This is a genomic window from Clostridium sp. (assembly GCF_050717635.1).
In the GTDB taxonomy this organism is placed as follows: Bacteria; Bacillota; Clostridia; order Clostridiales; family Clostridiaceae; genus Clostridium_AD.
Map to the genome: position 1 here is coordinate 57396 of NZ_JBOITO010000029.1, position 19431 is coordinate 76826.

The 19431-nt window shown below is 32.8% G+C and carries 15 protein-coding genes; all 15 read right to left on the reverse strand.

The features are described from left to right. Window positions 1-23 precede the first annotated feature (23 nt). Window positions 24-545 (reverse strand): hypothetical protein, encoded by a 522-nt coding sequence (locus ACREWB_RS12825; RefSeq protein WP_431547838.1) that lies wholly within the window; start codon window positions 543-545, stop codon window positions 24-26. Further along, window positions 536-1249 (reverse strand): DEAD/DEAH box helicase, encoded by a 714-nt coding sequence (locus ACREWB_RS12830; RefSeq protein ID WP_431547839.1) that lies wholly within the window; start codon window positions 1247-1249, stop codon window positions 536-538. The genes ACREWB_RS12825 and ACREWB_RS12830 overlap by 10 nt, the downstream gene beginning before the upstream one ends. A 28-nt stretch (window positions 1250-1277) precedes the next feature. Continuing rightward, entirely contained in the window at window positions 1278-2843 is a 1566-nt protein-coding gene (locus ACREWB_RS12835; RefSeq protein ID WP_431547840.1) for an ATP-binding protein, read from the reverse strand. Further along, on the reverse strand, window positions 2833-4008 hold the full coding sequence (locus ACREWB_RS12840) for an ATP-binding protein (protein ID WP_431547841.1): 1176 nt from the start codon (window positions 4006-4008) through the stop codon (window positions 2833-2835). The genes ACREWB_RS12835 and ACREWB_RS12840 overlap by 11 nt, the downstream gene beginning before the upstream one ends. Before the next feature lie 189 nt (window positions 4009-4197). Next, a complete protein-coding gene (locus ACREWB_RS12845; RefSeq protein WP_431547842.1) occupies window positions 4198-5925 on the reverse strand; it encodes an FAD-binding oxidoreductase in 1728 nt (575 codons plus the stop codon). Between the two features lie 24 nt (window positions 5926-5949). Further along, on the reverse strand, window positions 5950-7512 hold the full coding sequence (locus tag ACREWB_RS12850; protein WP_431547843.1) for an FGGY-family carbohydrate kinase: 1563 nt from the start codon (window positions 7510-7512) through the stop codon (window positions 5950-5952). Beyond that, window positions 7505-7882, reverse strand: coding sequence for a DUF1667 domain-containing protein (locus tag ACREWB_RS12855; RefSeq protein WP_431547844.1), 378 nt, complete (start codon window positions 7880-7882; stop codon window positions 7505-7507). Before ACREWB_RS12855 ends, ACREWB_RS12850 begins: the two co-directional genes overlap by 8 nt. Window positions 7883-7900: 18 nt before the next feature. Beyond that, complete coding sequence (locus tag ACREWB_RS12860) at window positions 7901-9157, reverse strand: NAD(P)/FAD-dependent oxidoreductase (protein WP_431547845.1); 1257 nt, start codon at window positions 9155-9157, stop codon at window positions 7901-7903. Continuing rightward, window positions 9144-10886 carry an NAD(P)/FAD-dependent oxidoreductase gene (locus ACREWB_RS12865; protein ID WP_431547846.1) on the reverse strand — a complete coding sequence of 581 codons (1743 nt, stop codon included), beginning with the start codon at window positions 10884-10886 and terminating at the stop codon, window positions 9144-9146. The genes ACREWB_RS12860 and ACREWB_RS12865 overlap by 14 nt, the downstream gene beginning before the upstream one ends. Window positions 10887-10980: 94 nt before the next feature. Then, window positions 10981-11694, reverse strand: coding sequence for a GntR family transcriptional regulator (locus ACREWB_RS12870; RefSeq protein ID WP_431547847.1), 714 nt, complete (start codon window positions 11692-11694; stop codon window positions 10981-10983). Window positions 11695-11823: 129 nt separating this feature from the next. After that, window positions 11824-12837, reverse strand: a complete 1014-nt coding sequence (locus ACREWB_RS12875) for an alpha-hydroxy-acid oxidizing protein (RefSeq protein ID WP_431547848.1) — start codon at window positions 12835-12837, stop codon at window positions 11824-11826. A gap of 22 nt (window positions 12838-12859) precedes the next feature. Further along, window positions 12860-13321, reverse strand: coding sequence for a 2-thiouracil desulfurase family protein (locus ACREWB_RS12880; RefSeq protein ID WP_431547849.1), 462 nt, complete (start codon window positions 13319-13321; stop codon window positions 12860-12862). 13 nt (window positions 13322-13334) lie between these two features. Then, a complete protein-coding gene (locus ACREWB_RS12885; protein WP_431547850.1) occupies window positions 13335-15701 on the reverse strand; it encodes an endonuclease MutS2 in 2367 nt (788 codons plus the stop codon). A 35-nt stretch (window positions 15702-15736) separates the two neighbouring features. After that, window positions 15737-18088, reverse strand: coding sequence for a U32 family peptidase (locus tag ACREWB_RS12890; protein ID WP_431547851.1), 2352 nt, complete (start codon window positions 18086-18088; stop codon window positions 15737-15739). A gap of 172 nt (window positions 18089-18260) precedes the next feature. Beyond that, entirely contained in the window at window positions 18261-19250 is a 990-nt protein-coding gene (locus ACREWB_RS12895) for a glycosyltransferase family 4 protein (RefSeq protein WP_431547852.1), read from the reverse strand. Window positions 19251-19431: the final 181 nt, after the last annotated feature.

A 19431-nucleotide genomic window follows, 5' to 3' on the forward strand; every position in this document is an offset into this window, starting at 1 on the left:
CCACCTTTCTTAATGTGTATATTTTATGAAATATGACTTTTGTAAATCCTTTTATAAATGGAAATTACAAAAATAACAGGATATGAAAATATCATTGCTACAGATGAAATTGCGCCTCCAATGAATCCTGAAGAAAGTGACTCCATAAGTGACTTATCATTAACCAGATAGGTCCAAGTTGAAGAAGGTGGTTTTATTCGTTCTTGCAAGCTACAGAGTCCATTCTCTGATAAATCTAGTGCTTCAAAATCTTGTAAAATCCTGTCTTTTATCTCCTGCTGTACCTTTTGATATGTATCTGATGTTGCCATTTGAAATTCTATTAGTGGGTTTTTGGCCCTAATTATACTAAGCTTTACACCATCTTGAATATATGCTACATGATCAAGATAATCAGACCATACTTGATCTATATTATACAAAGCTACTTGTCGTTCAAGTTCATCTACAGTATCTTTACTAAAAAAGGAAGTTAAATTTGTAAATAGTTCAGGGTTTTCTATGCCCAATATATTAAAAGGTACACTATCAAGTACTATTTCCATTCTTCTCTGATAAACTTAAAACCTCTAATAACTAATGGTATTCTAGCCTCATCAATTATTATGGAATCTGCCTCATCTACTATAGCAAAATTAAATGCACGCAGCATTAGTTCACTTTTCTTATAACAAAGTGAATCCATAAGATAATCAAACCCAGCCACCTTTGCAGTTACATATGTAATATCACAGGCATAAGCCTTTTGCTTTTCGTGCTTTTTCATAGTTTCCTGCACAAACCCTACAGTTAAACCAAGCATTTCATATATGGGTCCCATCCATTCTGCATCTCTACGCGCTAAATAATCATTAAAAGTAAGTATATGACACCCCAAACCTTCAAGTGCATTAAGGTATGCAGGGAATACAGCGGCTAAAGTTTTACCTTCGCCTGTCTGCACCTCTACAAGTCTTCCCTTATGCATCGCTATGCCTGCAATCAGTTGCTCGTCATAAACAGATAGTCCAAGGACTCTTTTAACCGCTTGCCCCACAAGCTCAAAGGCTTCTATAATTAGGCCATCCAAAGCGTCACCACCTGAAACCTTATTCCTAAGCTCATATGATTTATTTAAAAGGATTTCATTATTAATTGACTCAAATTTAATGTGATTCATTTGTTCTACCATTTCTTTATAGCTATTATATTCCTTCTTCCGTGCTGCGTCCTCAAATTTTTTACTAATACTAATGAATATTATAATCACAATCCTCTCAAAATATGGTGTGTTTTTATTAACTATCTTCTTCTATCTTATTAACTTCGCATATAATCTCTTCAACAGTTTCTTCTAATTCTTCACCGACTTTTGTATACTCTATTTCAAATTGATCCTTCTGATTCCTCATAAAGTACATTAATGCATAATAAGTAGGCTTAAACTTATCCCTTAGTTCAAATTCACTATCGCTAAATAATTTAAATAGTGAGTTATTTTGTTTTTTAGCCATTAGCAGTATGAAATATTCATTTATAGAGTTATTATATTCATCTGTACTATTAGATAATTGTAAAAATAAACGGGCCTTTTCAATTGATCCTTCTATTTGATTATTCCGTAGAAGAATTTTGGATGAATTAAAAAGTGTTTCAATATCGCCCTTATCAAACTTCTTAAGGGCTAGTTCTCCCCTACTGCACCAGGTTACAAGAAAATCTACAAGCAATTGCACTTTATGCTTCTCTTCTTCTCCTCCAAACCTCATTAGATACCATATGTTAAAGAATCGTTCTTTAATTTGATACATGTAATTTTTCTTATTTACAGGCATTTTTCTTATTAATCCACTTTTTTCTAATTGATTCAGATGAGCTGATACTTCCTTGCTTTGCATTCTTATTTTATCAGAAATTTCTTTTGTGGTTATTGCATCCCAGCTTAACGCTATAACATCAGCAATTTCTTGCTGCACTGGAGATAAACTATCCATTGTGTGTTTATAAATAGGTGTTACTCTATCTATTAATATTTCTAGCGTTTTAAAGGCTGACCCATTATCCTTAGTAAAAGTATTGAAAAGTAATAGCATGATCCTTGGCGCACCGCCGGTTAGTCTCCTTAAAGCTTCTATTTTTGAACCATTACTTTTAAGCGCCTCATTTATATATTTTTTATTAGAAAGCTCGCCTAACTTTTCAAAAAAATCAACAGTCTCATCGAAGTTTAAGCCTTTCAATTTTATATGCTTAAAAAAGTCATAGAAGGGTTTATTGTAATCAAAAGTAAATTCTAAAACCTCTGACGATGCTCCTATAATTCGTATTTCAGCAGAAGTTAAGAGAATTTCTCTAAGTTTTTGCAGTTCGTAAATTTTGAACTTCTTAAATATGTCGAATGTATTATCTATTAACAGTATTAACTTTATATTTTTTTCTTTAAGTTTTTTCTCGAGGATTTTAAAACATATATCTTCATAATCTTCTTCCTCAGAATACTTAACCATTTCATTATAAAGACCTTTAAATTCGTCGCTTTCCATTTCAAGCTGCTGCGTCGTTACCTCCCAGAGTTTAGATAGTTTACGAATATTGTATTGCTCTTCTGGTAGGATAACAGGAATAAGCCTCTCACTTAATTCACTATCCCTTTTTATTTCAAAGTATAATCTTTTTAATAAGGTTGTTTTACCATATCCTCTTTCAGCTTCTATAATATAATGTTGTTCTGGATATTTCATGTCAGAATTTTTTATATCTTTATAGATTTTTTGAAATTCTTTTACTCTTACTACAAAACTATTAACTAACTCTTCCTCTTTTAAGTTATTAGGATTATAAAGACTTAAACTATTAGTTTGCAATTTTTTTACACCACCACATTCTTAATATAGGAGAAGTAAATGTATATATTTTATCCTCCTCATCATTATTTAAATATCCGTCATCTATAAGAGTATCTATAAGATCTTTATATGTATCAGAGAGATTATATTGCACAGCTAAATCATGCATTTCGTTATAGGTTATTTTCTTGGTTTCAGTTATAGATATTATGTTTAATACTTCTATAACGAACTTATAGTCATTATTTTTGTACACCTTAAGCCTCTCATGCCAACTACTAAATTTATTATTTTCTTCGATCATACTTTTAATTGCTATATCAACTGAGTTATTATAAATAGCGCATATATTCTCTTCATCATAAATATCTTGAATTTTATCCATAGCAAGTTGAATATAAAAAGGAATTAACCACTTAATTTCATTAATCATATGATTTATAGTATTATCATCCATTGTAAAATCAAGTCCCTTAAGAAGTTCATTTATAAGATTTTTTCCTTCTGTATCACTTAGTGGCGTTACTTTTAATATATCTAGGTCATTTATAAACTTTGAAGAGTCCATTCGTCTAGCAATACCCTCGAGGCTTATGGAACCAGTATATATGAATTGAAATTTATTATTTATATCACTATTTTGTCTCAATGATCTATTACTTTGAAGAAGATGAACTGCATATGTTATTCCATCCTTTTGTTGAATATTTTCTATTGTTTGGGCAAATTCATCTATCATTATAATTAATTTGTGTCCATCTAAATCAATAGATCTCATAATTTCTATAAACTTATCATAATAATTAAATTCAATATTTTTACTAAACTTTACGGAGTCTATACCTACTTCGTCTACGCTTTTAAAAATATTTTTAGCTAAATCTTTAATTGAATTTATTACTTTATCTCTTTTCTTTATTGAATCACTATTTAAAATAGCCTTTACAATTTCTTTATAATACTTATTTTCATCGTATACTGACTCAGTAATTACATAAACTACATAGAAGTTATCCCCTGGATTATCTTCTATATATCTCATCAATGATGTTTTTCCAACTCTTCTTGGAGCTGAAATTATAATACTACTATCTGAATCTATTTTTCTCCATAACTTATTTATTAAAATAGGCCGTTTAAAAAAGTTATCCCCTCGTGCAGCTTGCCCTGTTGTAATTTTCATAATTAGCATCTCCCACGTTCCTTATATTTACAATTATACTTAACAAAAAATATTTTGTCAAGTATTTTAACAAAATATATTTTGTCAGTTCTTTTTGTAAATAAAGTAAACCATTAAAAAAGAGATAACTTTAAGTTATCTCCTGTAAAATAGGATGATTTAATACATATATCCCAACATCCCTTTTCTCTATACTCTTACTACCCTCTTTTTATCATCAGGTAAGTCAAGGCCTATAGTTCCCCCAGGATTCATAATATTGTTAGGATCAAAATGCTTTTTCAGCGCTCTATACACTTCCATTTGATTCTTTCCAATTTGATCTTCTAGCCAAGGTGCAGTCATTTTGCCAATACCATGGTGATGGCTCATAGCTGCTCCATATTTTTGAATATTATCTAATATTCCATATTGATAATCTAGATATTCTTTTATGTTATTTATTTTTGCTATGAATATAAAATACAAGTTTGCTCCTTGTGGATAGACATGAGACATATGGGTCATGCATATAGTATTAGGTCTGCTCTTACAATACTCCCTTACCCCCGCGTGTACATCTTTCATTATATCCCATGAAACACTACATTCTAAAGTATCTGTCATTATTCCATAGTCTTGAAGGTCCTCTCTCATATATGGATCTCTGAATCTTCCTTTTTCCCATCCTTCCGTTACATATTTGGTAGTGTACATAGCACCAAATTTCTTACATATCTTGTGAACATTTTTTTTAACAACTTTTGTAAATTCTTTTTCTCCATCTGTAAAGCCAAGGAACATACACTTTTCTCCACTTTTAAAGCCTTTCATTTCCATGATTTTTTCAATAGGAGTGCCTTCTATTCCATAAAGTTTCATAGCTATATCTGTTTCCTCTGGATCAGAAAGTCTAAACACAGAGGGAAAACCGAATTGACCCTGCATTATTTCTCTGGCAGCATCCATAGCGTTTTGCCAGTTTTTAAACATATATGAAAACTTTCTTTGATTTTCAGGCATATATCTAAATATTTTAAGTGTTGCAGATACTAAAATTCCAAATGCTCCCTCACTGCCCATCATTATTTCATCGATGGATGGTCCTGTTGCATTTGCTGGATATTCTTCAGTTTTAATTATTCCTGCTGGGGTAACATATTCTTGGCAAATAACCATATCTTCTATTTTCCCAAAGTATGTAGAATTTTGACCGGCTCCCCTTGTAACTACCCATCCACCTACCACTGAGAATTCGAAAGATTGAGGAAAATGTCCACATGTATATGCTCTTTTTGCATTAAATAGCTGCTTTGCATTATTTAGTGTTTCTTCTAATTTAGGACCAGACATACCAGCTTCTACAGTTATGGTTTGATTTATTTCATTAAATTTTATTACTTTATTCATATGCACTCTCATATCAAGAGTAATTCCAGACTTTGTGCACTCTACTCCTCTAGTTACTGAGGACCCACCACCATACACATACATATTTATCTTTTCATTATTACAATATTCCACTATTTTTTTTATATCTTCACTATCCCTTGGATGAAGAACTATGTCTGGCACATTTTCTGCAATTCCTTCTCTGAGTCTCATAAGGTCAAGCATTGTCTTTCCATATGCCACTTGAAGCCTTGAGTATTCATCTTCCAATACATTTTCTGCTCCTACCATTGCCTTAAATGAATCTATTTGTTCTTTTGTGAGTGCAATAGGCAAATTAAATGAAACTTCTTCTAGTCCCATTTTCTCCTTTTGTTTAAAATCTTCATCGGTCATATTAAAGGTGCTTTTCATAAGCTTGTAAAGTCTCCAGTTAGGATGTTTAAATTCTTTCGGATTCCCCCACCTTAAAATGGACCTGTATGATTTTTCAGGAGCCGTTTCTTCATACCAATCTGGTGTAAAGCCTTCGTATTTTTTGCTCATAATTTATTCCCCCTCAAACTTGCTTTATATATTAGGATAGTTAGTGATTTTTTTAATTTCTTTAAACAAACTTTCTAACTTTGGATATATTTTGCAATATACTTTTGTATATAATTTCCCGTATATTTCTGTATTTTTACTATCTGGTTCAAAGGTACTCGTATAATGAACCATATTTTTTACTGCCTCTTCATAACTTTCGAATATTTTAAGCCCCACAAATCCATTTATTGCTGCGCCAAGACCAGAAGTTTCATAGGTTTGTCCTCTAAGTACAGTTCTATTGAACATATCAGCTGTTATTTGACATATAGCATCACTTTGAGAACCTCCACCAGAAACTATTACTGTTTTTATTTTTACTTTAGACTTTTTCTCTATCTTTTCTAATCCTTCAATCAAAGCATAATTTATTCCTTCTATTATTGCCCTATAGATATGTGCTCTAGTATGAACGTCCCCAAAACCAATAAGTGAGCCTTTAGCCTCAAGCATCTTAAGCCCTGGTCCCCAGAAAGGTTGAAGTATAAGCCCTTGAGATCCTGGGGGTATATCGTTCAATTTTTCATTAAGTATACTCTCCGGGGATATTCCCCTTTCTTTTGCTTCTACCATTTCTCTTGAGCAAAACTCTTTTTTAAACCAACTTATCATCCAATAACCTCTAAATATTTCCACCTCAGGATTGTAATATCCTGGTATAGATGCAGGATAAGGCGGCATAAACTGAAGAGGTTCCAAATAAGATTTTGAAGTGATTTGTACTGTAGCCGTAGTTCCAAAACTCATGCTGGCAGTAGAAGGATCTAGGCATCCTACTCCTAGTGTTTCACAACCTTTATCTGAACCTGCTGCTATAACGGTTGTACCTTCTTTAATTCCAGTTTCCTCAGATGCACAAGCTGTAACATTCGAAATTATTTCTCCAGGCTGTACTAAATCATATAATTTTTCTCTTTCTATTCCGAACATTTTCCATCTGTAACTGTTCTTAGATTTTGACCAACATTGATTTTTATAATCAAAGGGTATATGACCAATCTGGCTAGCTACAGAATCTACAAATTTACCAGTTAGTTTAAAAATAAAATAGCCTGATAGTAGGAGATATTTATGTGTTCTTTCCCATATTTCGGGTTCGTTTTCTATTATCCAATTAGATTTAGCTTTTCTTCTTGTCATTTCAATAGCTTTATCCATTCTAATGGCTTTAAAAAGTAGATTATCATAAAATGCTAGTGGCTCTTCACATTTTGCCATTCTTTGATCAAGCCATATTATTGCTGGTCTTAGTGGTTTACCTTGTTTATCAACTATAACTCCAGTATCTCTTTGTGTTGTAACTGTAACTCCGATAATTTTTTTCCACTGCTCAGGTTGTTTGATTTTTAATGTTTTACAGGCAGTACAACAATTATTCCAAAAGACATCTGGATCTTGTTCTGCCCATCCTGGTACCTTAGAAAAATAGGGTTCAATTTCAATCTTTTCTTTCCCAATTATGCTTCCACTGTCATCAAATATTATTGCGCGCACACTTTGGGTTCCACAATCAAGGGTTAAAATATAGCCTCCATCTCTATTCATTCTTCTCCTCCCCCAGTAAATAGTATAAATCCGATGTAGCAATTACATTTACACCTGTATTACACACATTTTCTATTACCACTTCTCCAGTGTGTACTGGTTTATCAACATATTTTGAGTTTATATCAGCCATTACATTGAATATATCTTCTAATGGAACCTCTCCATTTGTTCTCACCGGTAATCTTGGGACCTTTTCAAATGTAGTCTTTATTGTTGAGCATACACTTCTTCTTGGATCAGTTATTTCGTTTATTGCAAATTCCTTTCCCTTAGGGCATTTATTACCTTTTATCTCCCACTCTTCCCCCACCTTGCATGCGGTCAGACTACAACCATTAGGACATAATATACATGTGAAGTTTTCCATCTAGTTACCCCTCCCCCTTTAGAACTCTTCCATGAAAATTTCTACCTCGCCACTAGAAAAATCACCTTCTAACTTCAAGTGAACTCTTTCCATTTCTGGCGGTTTAAGTTTCATGTATTTTTTAGCAAATAATATATTTTGTTCTGATTTAATAGTAACCGTCATATTATCTCTAACATCCCTAGACCTAAAATACAACACTGCACTCTTATTTTCGGAGTTTACATCAATTAATTGAGGCACTACATATAAAAAATCACTTCCTACCATTTTCACATCTATAAACTTTCTAAAAGGAGTTCCATTAACATATTCACCAGCATTTTCTCCAGCAAGTTTACCACTTTCAGAAACATAATCTACTAAATCGTTTACATGCAATGCATTTCCACAGGAAAACACACCTTCCACTGTAGTCATGAAATTTTGATCTACCACAGGACCCTTTGTTGCATTATCAAACTTAATTCCTAACATTTCTGCTATTTCATTTTCAGGTATTAAGCCCACTGAAAGTATCACTCCATCACATTTAATAATTTCCTCTGTACCTTTTATGGGTTGCATCTTCTCATCTACTTTCGCTACCTCTACTGCGTCCACCCTGTCATCTCCGAATATCCTAGTTATAGTAGTTGAAAGATGAAGAGGTATATTAAAATCATTTAAACATTGAGAAATATTTCTAGAAAGCCCTGATGGAGTACTTTTTGCTTCATAGACTCCCAATACTTTTGCACCTTCCAGCGTTAGTCTTCTTGCCATAATAAGTCCAATGTCACCACTTCCTAAAATTACACAATTTTTGCAAGGAAGATAACCTCCAATATTTACAAAATATTGAGCAGTTCCTGCTGAAAATATCCCTGCAGGTCTTGTGCCAGTTATAAAAACCTGTTTGGATGTCCTTTCCCTACATCCACTGGCTAGGATTAGTGATTTAGTCCATATTTTTTCAACACCATTTTTTGAATTTACCATAGTAATCATAAAACCAGCATCTATTTTTTTCACCTTAATTACAAAGGTATTCAGGAGTGTTGGTATATTCATTTCCACAACTAATTGAATAAATCTTTCAGCATATTCTGGACCCGTTAATTTTTCTTTAAATGTAACTAATCCAAAGCCATCGTGTATGCACTGTTTTAGTATTCCTCCTAGTCTTTTCTCTCTTTCAATTATTAGAGTATTCATACCCTTATCAAAGGATGCTATTGCAGCTGAAAGACCAGCCGGACCGCCACCCAAAACTATAACATCATATTTCTTCATTTTTGTTCACCTCATATACAACACTGTTTTTTGTTTCTTCTACTAATATATTTGAGTTATTCCCTTTCTTTGTTATAGCAGTCATAGGTAAGCCTGTCTCATTGCACAATATATTCAAAACAGTTGGAAGACAGAATCCACCTTGACACCTTCCCATACCTGCTCTTACTCTTCTCTTAATTCCATCTACTGTATACACTGGTACTGGCGAATTAATTGCATCAATTATTTCACCCTTACTTGTCCCCTCACATCTACAAACAATTTCACCATATGAAGGATTTGCTTTGATTATTTTGCTTCTAGTTTCATAATCCATATTACATAGATCAGAAATGCCTTTTCTCCTAGGGTTCCATTTTTCTTTTGCCTTAACGTCCATTACCTCTGACAAAACACTGCAAGTTATCTTTTCAATTTCCATAGCTATGGCGGGCGCCGACGCAAACCCTGGAGATTGAATACCTGCTGCATAAATTAGATTTTTTATATATTCAGATCTTTCAATAACAAAATCTTCTTCATAAGTAGCAGCTCTTATCCCGGCACAATAGGTAATAACATCAGACGGGCTAAAACCTTTTATTAATTTAAAATGTTTTTTCATTAGTGCATTTATATTATCCATGTTGGTGGTAAAATCCTCAGTAAATGGTTGTTCATAAGCGTCCGGCCCAATCAGCACATTCCCATCTACTGTTTTTACTATTCCTCCACCCTTAGTATTTCCCGAAGGCATGGCTAGACTTGGCTTTGCTATAACTCCGTTAATAAGTTTGCCCTTTTTTTTATCGAGAAAAATTATTTCTCCCTTTCTGGGATGAATAGAAAAAAATTGATCATTTACCATATCAGCAATTTTATCTGCAAACACGCCAGCAGCATTAATAACTACTTTAGGATATACAGTTCCCCTATTTGTTAGTACACTCGAAATCTTTTCATTGTTCTTTTCTATTGAAAGAACCGCGGTATTAAGAGAAATTTCAGCACCATTGTCTACTGCATTTTCAGCATATGCAACTGTCATCTTGTAGGGCGAGGTTACTCCAGTAGTATCAAAATGTATAGCTCCAACTATTGGTACTGCAATATTTGGTTCTCTTCTAAGCACTTCATCCCTTGACATGAAGGTGGCTCCTTTAACTCCCATTTTTTTAGCTCGTATATTCAGCACAGGCTTAACCATATTTATCCATTTGCTATTATAAAGAACACTAGAACCGCATCTGATAATTTTTACATTCAATTCCTCAGAAATTTTAGTATACATCTCATTTCCTTTAACATTAAATATAGCTCTTTTAGACCCTATCTTACTCTCAATACCTGGGTGTATCATACCATCATTTCTAGAAGAAGCATGCATCGCCACATCTTCTTCCTTGTCCACAAGTAATATTGTAAGCTTCCATTTAGAAAGTTCTCTTGCTATGGCACACCCTGTAATTCCCCCACCTATTATAAGTACATCATAATTTTTATCTTGGAGAAATTCATCTGAAAGCTTAGGTTTTCTCATTTCTGGCATTTCTAAATTGTTAACCATAAGCCTGTTTACTACACCTTTGTAACCTCGGTTAGTACACATTTTCCCTGCTGTAAATAATCCATTCCAAGTTGAAACCGTACCTTCTAGCACAATAGAAGAATGCCATTCCCTAAGATGTACATCTACAGATACTTTTTTTCTTATCTCATTTTCAAGCCGATGTAAACTATTACTCAAAATAACCACTCCTTAACATTAGGACGTCCGAACCTCTCGCTCTAATAATAAGTATATGGATGTTTCGTAGATTTTGCAACATATTTCTGTGAATTTATATAGGAAAAGAACAAATATTTTCTGGAACAATAAAATTCAAATAGAAAAACGGCTCATCCAAACCATCAATATAAATCCATCTTTGCATATTTAGAAGTTTTATATTCTTTTCTAGTTTAAGTTCTTCAGCTTCTAGTTTTGTTGGTGCTTTAAGTTCAATAATTTGATTTACCTTTACAATATTAAGTTTTAAATCTTCAATTATGATTTTTGCCACAGATCCACTAAGATCATATTTATTAAGTGCCTCTTTGTATTCATCTTGAAAGTAAGAATGCTCTACAGCAATAGGGATACCTTCCGCATACCTTATCCGCTTCATATAATAGCAAGCTTTCATTTCCTTCCATTTCATGATACTCAAAAGTTTTTTATCTGGCATAATGGTTGTATTATTCACAATAATGTTTTTCTGATTTATACCTCGAGCTTTTAATGAAAATGATAAACTTATTAGAGGCTCAAATCCCAGCGATGGCTGAACTCTACCTACAAAAGTCCCTATACCCTGTTTTTTATATAAATACCCTTGATTTTCAAGTAGTGATACAGCCTGCCTCACGGTAGCTCTACCAACCTTGTAATCATCCATAAGTTTTATTTCAGTAGGTATTTGAGAGTCTATCTCCCATGTGCCTTCTTTAATCTTATTGGTTAATTCTTCCTTGAGCTGTATGTATAATGGAACATGCATTTCTCTATCTAACATTATATTCACTTCCTATATGGTGCCACCCACGTGGCAAGTGGCATCTTGTTTGATTTCATTGTCACTGTATAATTATAGCACACATTATGGACGTAAAAAAAGTCACTATATTTAGTGACTTTAAGTTATCTAATATAAAATTCTACTATTCACATTTTCAATTGATTTACACCCTGTAAGTACCATAGCTGATTTTAAATCGCCCTTTATTGTATCAATATAAGATTTAACTCCCTCTGCTTTACCTCCAAAGGATGCAGTTACAAATGGTCTGCCAATAAGTACAGCATCTGCACCTAGCGCCAACATTTTAAGTATATCTACGCCGCTTCTAACTCCACCATCGGCTAAAATAATTACTTTTCCCTTAACTTCCTCTGCAATTTCACCTAGTACATGTGCAACGCCAGGAGTTTGGTCGAGTACTCTTCCTCCATGATTTGATACTACAATTGCAGCTACCCCTGCCTCTACAGCAAGTTTTGCATCATCTGCAGTCATTATCCCCTTAAGAATAAATGGAAGCTTAGTTGAACAAACAATTTCTTTGATTTCTTCTACAGTTTTAGGCATAACTGGCTTACCAGCAAGTGCTAGAGTAATAAGACCACAAGCATCTATGTCCATACCTATAGCAAACGCACCAGCCTTTTCTGCTAATTTAATTTTTTCTATAACATTGGCATTTTCCCAAGGCTTTATTATTGCAATTCCATTTCCACCCTGTTTTTCTAATTCAGAAAGATTTGTTGTTAGAAATGAATCTACAGCGGTATCTCCTACCATAGGAAAAATTCCTCCAGAGAGGCATCCACTAATAACCCAAGATATGTACTCCTCTTCACTAAATTTACCACCCATATTTAAGGTAGTGCCGGATATGGGTGCTGCAAATACAGGCATATCCATTTTTCGGCCAAATAATTCTACAGATGTATCAGGATCTTTTGCATCATGTATAGTTCTCATATTAAGTTTATACTCCGCTAGCGCCTCTATATTGATTTTAAAGGCATCTCCAGTTCCTTTGCCACCCATTCCAGGTACCTCTCCAGCACAAGCCACACCATTACATACAGGACATACTCTACAACTTTTATTTAAATTACCTTTAGCTTCTTTTAAAACTTCTTTATAACTCATTTTAATTCCTCCTAATTTATAATTATAAATCTTTAAGATTATCTAGATTTTCCTCTGTGAAAACTTTTATACCTCGCTCTAATAATAACTCCGCAGTAACTCCATTACCAGGCCTTTTAGCTCCACTAAAAGTTCCGTCGTATATTTGCTCTGTTCCGCAAGAAGGACTTCTTGCCTTTAATATAGCAATATCCGCGGAAACTGCTTCTGCAATTCTAAGAGTTTCATAAGCTCCTTTTAAAAACTCAGAGGTTACATCATCACCGTAAGGTCCAAGAATTTTAGCTTTACCATCTAGAACATTCCTACCGTTTCCATTAACAATTTCATGTGGAGCCCTAGGAGTTTCTTGTCCACCTAGTTGTTCTGGACAAACGGGAATTGCTTTTCCTTCTTTTAAGAGTTTAAGCACCCTTTCATCTAGATTATTTCCACCATCATATTTACAATTAATGCCGCATAAACAAGCACTCACAATATACATAACCTCACCGTCCTTATTTAAGTTCTACCATAGTAACACCACTACCACCTTCACCATAATCTCCAAGTCTATAGGTTTTAGCATGGCCATGCCTCTTTAACATGTCAGTAATAGCTGCTCTAAGAACCCCTGTGCCCTTACCATGGATAATGGTAATTTCTTTAAGGCCGCCTAAATAGGCGTCATCTAAATACTTGTCAACAGTATATATAGCTTCCTCCGAATCCATACCTCTTAAATCTACAGATGAGGATACACTTCTTAAATTCAGCTTCAGCTCTCTTTTAATAATTTTTGCCTTTTTCTTATCTTCTTCAGTAATCTTTGACTTTCTAAGGTCATCTACTTTAACATTTATTTTTATAATTCCGGCTTGAACCTGTACTTCGCCTTTGCTATCAGGTTTAGAAATTACAATAACCTTTTGGTTAAGAGTTGGCAAATAAACCTCTTGACCTAGTTTTACAGACTTTAGCTTCTCACCTAGTTCGTCAGTACTCTTTACTCCTTGTATATCTAAGCTTTCCAGTTTGTTTTTGATTTTTATTCTTTCTTCTTCAAGCTTTTGCCTTGCGTCAGAAGAGTAACCAAGTTTTTCTAATTCTCTCATCTTTTTAATAATAGAATCTGATTCTTCCTTAGCATTTCTAATTAATTGTTTTGCGTCTCTTTGAGCCTGATACATTGCGTTTTCTCTGATATTTTCCATTTTATACAACTTTTCTTGATATTTATCTTTAAGCTTACTAGCTTCTAGTTTCAGTCCTTCTGCGGCTCTAGCATCTCTTTCTGCCTTTATGCTCTTTTCTTGAAGAGTTTGAACTAATTCTTCAAACTCTAGGGTGTCTTTAGAAATATTTTCTCTAGCATTCTTAATAATGTAATCAGGCAGACCTAATCTCTTAGATATTTCAAAAGCGTTTGATTTACCTGGTACGCCAATTATTAGTCTATAGGTTGGGCTTAAAGTATCAACATTAAACTCTACAGAAGCATTTTCTACCCCTGTTGTTTTTAGTGCATATCCTTTTAATTCACTATAATGTGTGGTTGCCACGACTTTTGTACCTCTTGCTCTTAAATCTTCTAAGATTGAAACTGCAAGAGCTGCACCTTCTGTTGGATCAGTTCCAGCTCCCAATTCATCAAATAGTGCCAATGATTTTACATCTGCTTTTTCAATGATATTTACTATGTTTGTCATATGAGAAGAAAATGTAGATAAGCTTTGCTCTATACTTTGCTCATCTCCTATGTCAGCAAAAATCTCATGAAAAAAACTAACTGTGGAGCCTTCTCTAGCTGGAATTAAAATTCCACTAAGAGCCATTAACTGGATTAAGCCTACTGTTTTTAAAGTTACTGTTTTACCTCCTGTATTTGGTCCTGTTATTACTAAGGAGGTAAAATCTCTTCCTAAATAGATATTACTTGACACTACTTCCCTTGGATCTATCAGTGGATGCCTAGCCTCAATTATATCTATTATACCATCTTCATTAACACTGGGAGTAATAGCATTAATTTCGATGGCATAGCCTGCCTTTGCAAAAATAAAATCTAATTCCCATACTATGTTTGCATTGTTTGATACGATATTTATATTCTCATATATTTTATAGGAAAGCTCTGCTAAAATTCTTTCAACCTCAGCTTTTTCTTTTAACATAATTTCTTTTATTTCATTGTTCAAGTTTACCAGGCTCATTGGTTCAATGAATAGTGTAGCACCTGAGGAACTTTGATCATGAACTATACCTGGAACACTACCTTTATACTCTATTTTAACAGGAATTACATATCTATCCCCTCTTATAGTATAAAGACTTTCTTGAAGATATTTTGCGTTGGACCTAACTAGTGATGTAACCTTATCTTTTACAGAAGAATTTTTTTCTTTTAGTGATTTTCTTAAATTGAAGAGCAAACTACTAGCCCTATCCGAAAGTTCTTCATCACTTATTATAGCTATAAAAATTTCATCTTCTAATTTTTTTATTGGAACAATTCCAATACATATGTCTTCTAAAACTCTAGAAGACATCTCATCATCTTTATTACCCACGTAATTCTGGAATAATCTAGCACATCTTAGCATTTGAGCTATTCGAAGTAGTTGAGAAGGCATAAGAGATGCCTCTTTAGATGCCCTTATTATTGCACTTCGAACATCATATATGCCCTCAAAAGGTGCACTCCCTTTTGTTGATAAAAGCAGTAGTGCCTCATTAGTTTCCTTTAAATGTTCTTTTACCTCATAAATATTAGTGTAAGGCTCTAAATTATCTATTAAATCCTTACCTGCTGTAGTATGTGAATATCCTTTGATTTTCTCCTTGATTTTATTATATTCTAAAACTTTTAAAGATTTTTTATTCATAATTTCACCGTTTTTCCTTTATCATATATTATGGTTTAATCAACGCCTCTTTTATAGTGGCCTCTAGTATAGTTTTTAAATTCTCCTGGCCATTCCCTTTTAATATAATTTTTAAGAACCTCTATAGTTTCGTCATAGTTTTCATCTAAAAAATCTAATCTAAAGGAACAAATATTGTTTTTTACGATTTCAGACATATTAGAAATCAAATTTACCGGAACATTATTGTAAATATAACTTCTACAATATTTATCTGTGTTAATACTAAACTGCTCGCCTTTTCTGTCTTTAAGTGTATAAGATCCACTGGTACATTTTTCTACGCAAGTATTATTCTCGCTTTTATTACCAAAAACACTTCCTATAGCACAGTATTCACTAACCATAAGTTCATATTTTCCATAAATCATGATTTGAAGTGGTAGTGAACTTTTAACTGCTATTTCTTTGATTTCCTTTTGATTTAGTTCAGCACTAATGCAAGTTCCATTAAGGAAGTTTTGATAAAAATCTCCAGAATATTTATTAAAAATATTTAATTTATAATCTCCAATTATAATTGTTTTTTTATTGAATCTATTAATTATCCCTAGATTAGCGGTAATAATACCTTTTACTCTGCATAAATTATTTTCTATAAACTCACATACGCTTTCAAATTCACCCTTTATAATATTAGGGATTTTAAGGTACATATTTGCACTGCAGAGGGATAAGTCAATGTTACATTGTCTCATAAAAGGATTTATAGCAATATTATCAAAGCCCATTTCTAGCGCAGCTTTTAATTGTTCCTGGGTTGTGACATATATAAGTGTCTCTGGTATATTACTGTCTTTATTCTTCTGAGGTTCAACGAGCTTTTTATTGTAATTAATCTGATTATTTTTTTCTCTTTTATACTTTCCTATTATATAATTTTGAATATCATTTATTAACTCCCGCCTCACTGAATTTAAGGCAGCCATAGGTACAAACCCTTCTTCAAAGCTCTCAAATTTAACTTCATTTATTTTAAAAGGGGTATCTCCTGTTTTAGATAGATTTTGGATAATACGTAGGCTTTCTAATGGTTTATTTACAGCTACTTGAACCAAATCTCCCAAAGCGTGGAAGTTCTTTCCCATGTAACTAGCACTTATGCAAAGGGGCTTATTTACACTAAATTCTATTGAAAGATTTAGCGCTATCTTCCTCTTATATTTATCAATATAACTTTTTGCAAGTTCATTCATGAGCTCTACATCAGATATCTTATATAAAAAGTCTCCAGCTTTATATTTAGTTGGTTTTAACATAACTCTACTCCCAGTTACTGCCTTTTCTACATCTTTTCCGTCCATAATAATTTTGGCTATAGAAAATCCATCATCTGAAAACATTATACCATCTTTTAAAGCTACATTTTCTAAAAGGGTTACTGACAAATCAGCAGCTACCCTACCTATTGGAAGTCCTGAATTTTTCGGAACCTTATATGCCATCATATTTTTTCCTGTATTACCATATAGATATGCCTTTGAAAACCCTTCTCTATTAAATAATTGTGTTAAAACTTTAGTGTCCACATCTAGTTTTTGTATTGTTTTATTATAAACATTGTCTAGTGCTCTTCTATATATCTCCACCACACCTGCAACATATTCTGGCTTTTTCATTCTTCCTTCAATTTTTAGTGAAGATGTACCCGTTGCAACAATATCTTTTAAGTTATCTAAAGTACAAATATCTTTTGGGCTTAAAAGATATGCTTCATCTGTCCTATTTGAGTTTTTATCTATTAGTGTATAAGGAAGTCTACAAGGTTGAGCACATCTTCCTCTGTTCCCACTCCTACCGCCAATAATACTACTCATGAGGCACTGACCTGAATAGCAGATACATAAGGCTCCATGTACAAAAACCTCTGTTTCAACTTTTAATGTATTAGATATGTAATTAACTTCTTTTAGACTTAGCTCTCTTGATAAAACTATTCTTTTAAAGCCCATATCTTTCAAAAGCAAAGCACCTTCACCATTGTGGATCGTCATTTGTGTAGACGCATGCATTTCAAAGTCCGGGAAATTATTTTTTACTAAGTATATAAGTCCAGTATCTTGAAGGATTAAAGCATCGACCCCAACACTATATAAAAACCCTACATACTCCATAATTTCTTTCAATTCATTATCTTTTACTAAGGTATTTACAGTAACATATACACGAACTCCATAAATATGGCAATAATCTACAGCTCGTGCTATATTTTCATTATCAAAATTAAAAGCAAAAGCTCTTGCTGAGAATTTACTTCCTCCTATATAAACTGCATCTGCGCCCATCTGCACTGCTGCTATTACACTTTCCATACTTCCAGCAGGGGCTAGTAACTCAATTTTATCCATTTGCATCTCTCCTAATAACGTTCTATGTCTTATTATACAATAAAAGTTGTAATAAATTAAGAAGTTTACTACTTTAATTATTAAATCGCTATAGTTTTCACTGTTTTGAGAGATTAAATGATAAATTAGGGGCACATAACAATTAATAATTGTTATGTGCCCCCAAAAATATCTAATTATGAATTTCTAGATAAGTTTTATATAATTCATTTATTGATCCCTCAAAGTTATAATTTTCATTAACATAATCTTTAAGTTTACTATCTTTACGTTTTTCAAATCCACTCTTTACTGCTTTTAAGATACTTGTCTTATCATATGGATCACAATATAGAGCCATATCCTTAAAATATTCACTAGCACAACCCTCCACAGTTGAAACTATATTACAACCGCTTGCAGCTGCTTCAAGTGTTGATAAGCCAGGCATTTCTACAAAGCTCGGTAGCACATGCACCTTTGCGAATCTATAGGCATTGTATACATTGTAATTATCCATAAATCCTAAATATACTACATTTTTATAATCAGTACATTTTTTGAGATATTCTTTGTCATTACCACTTCCTATTAGGACTAACTGTTTTCCGAGTTTAGCACATACATCACATAGTGCAAGTTGATTTTTACTCTCACATATTCTTCCCACGGATAAAACATAATTGTCTAAATTATACCTCTCTTTAAAATTATATAGTGGTATCTCTTCATCCTCAACTTCTACGCCATTATAAATAACTCTATATCCTGTTTTAACATTAAATTCATTTTGAATAAGCTGTTTTTCTAATTCACTATTGCAAAATATAACCTTACTCTTTTTTAAAATTTCCTCTTTATAACTTCTACATCTTTCATATAACTTTATGCTTTCAATTTTATTGTTTATAGTATTATATTTTTTCGTATCTAAGTGCATAGGTGATATTACTAAATGTTTTTTATAAAAATTTGCAATCTTATAGTATCTATATGTTTCTCCCGTATTTGCGAGATTAAACAAATGTACTATATCGTAACCTGCATAATCGTATATTCCTCCATTATTTATATCTACTGTTAACCCTAACTTCCGCAGATACTCAGCTGTCTTAATTACTTGCACAGAATCACCTGCAAAATCCCTACAATAATCTTGTCTAACACACAATAGAACCTTCATGGTTCAAATCCCCCTATAGCTTGCTACTTTTACCATATAACTATGCTAACTTATGCATATTTATAACATTTAACTAATCATAATATTATGTTAACTTTATTTTCTATTCTTTTATCTATATACTATTATTCTATACTGTAAAAGTTTCTATATTCGTGTAAAATAAATTTTCAGGTGCAAT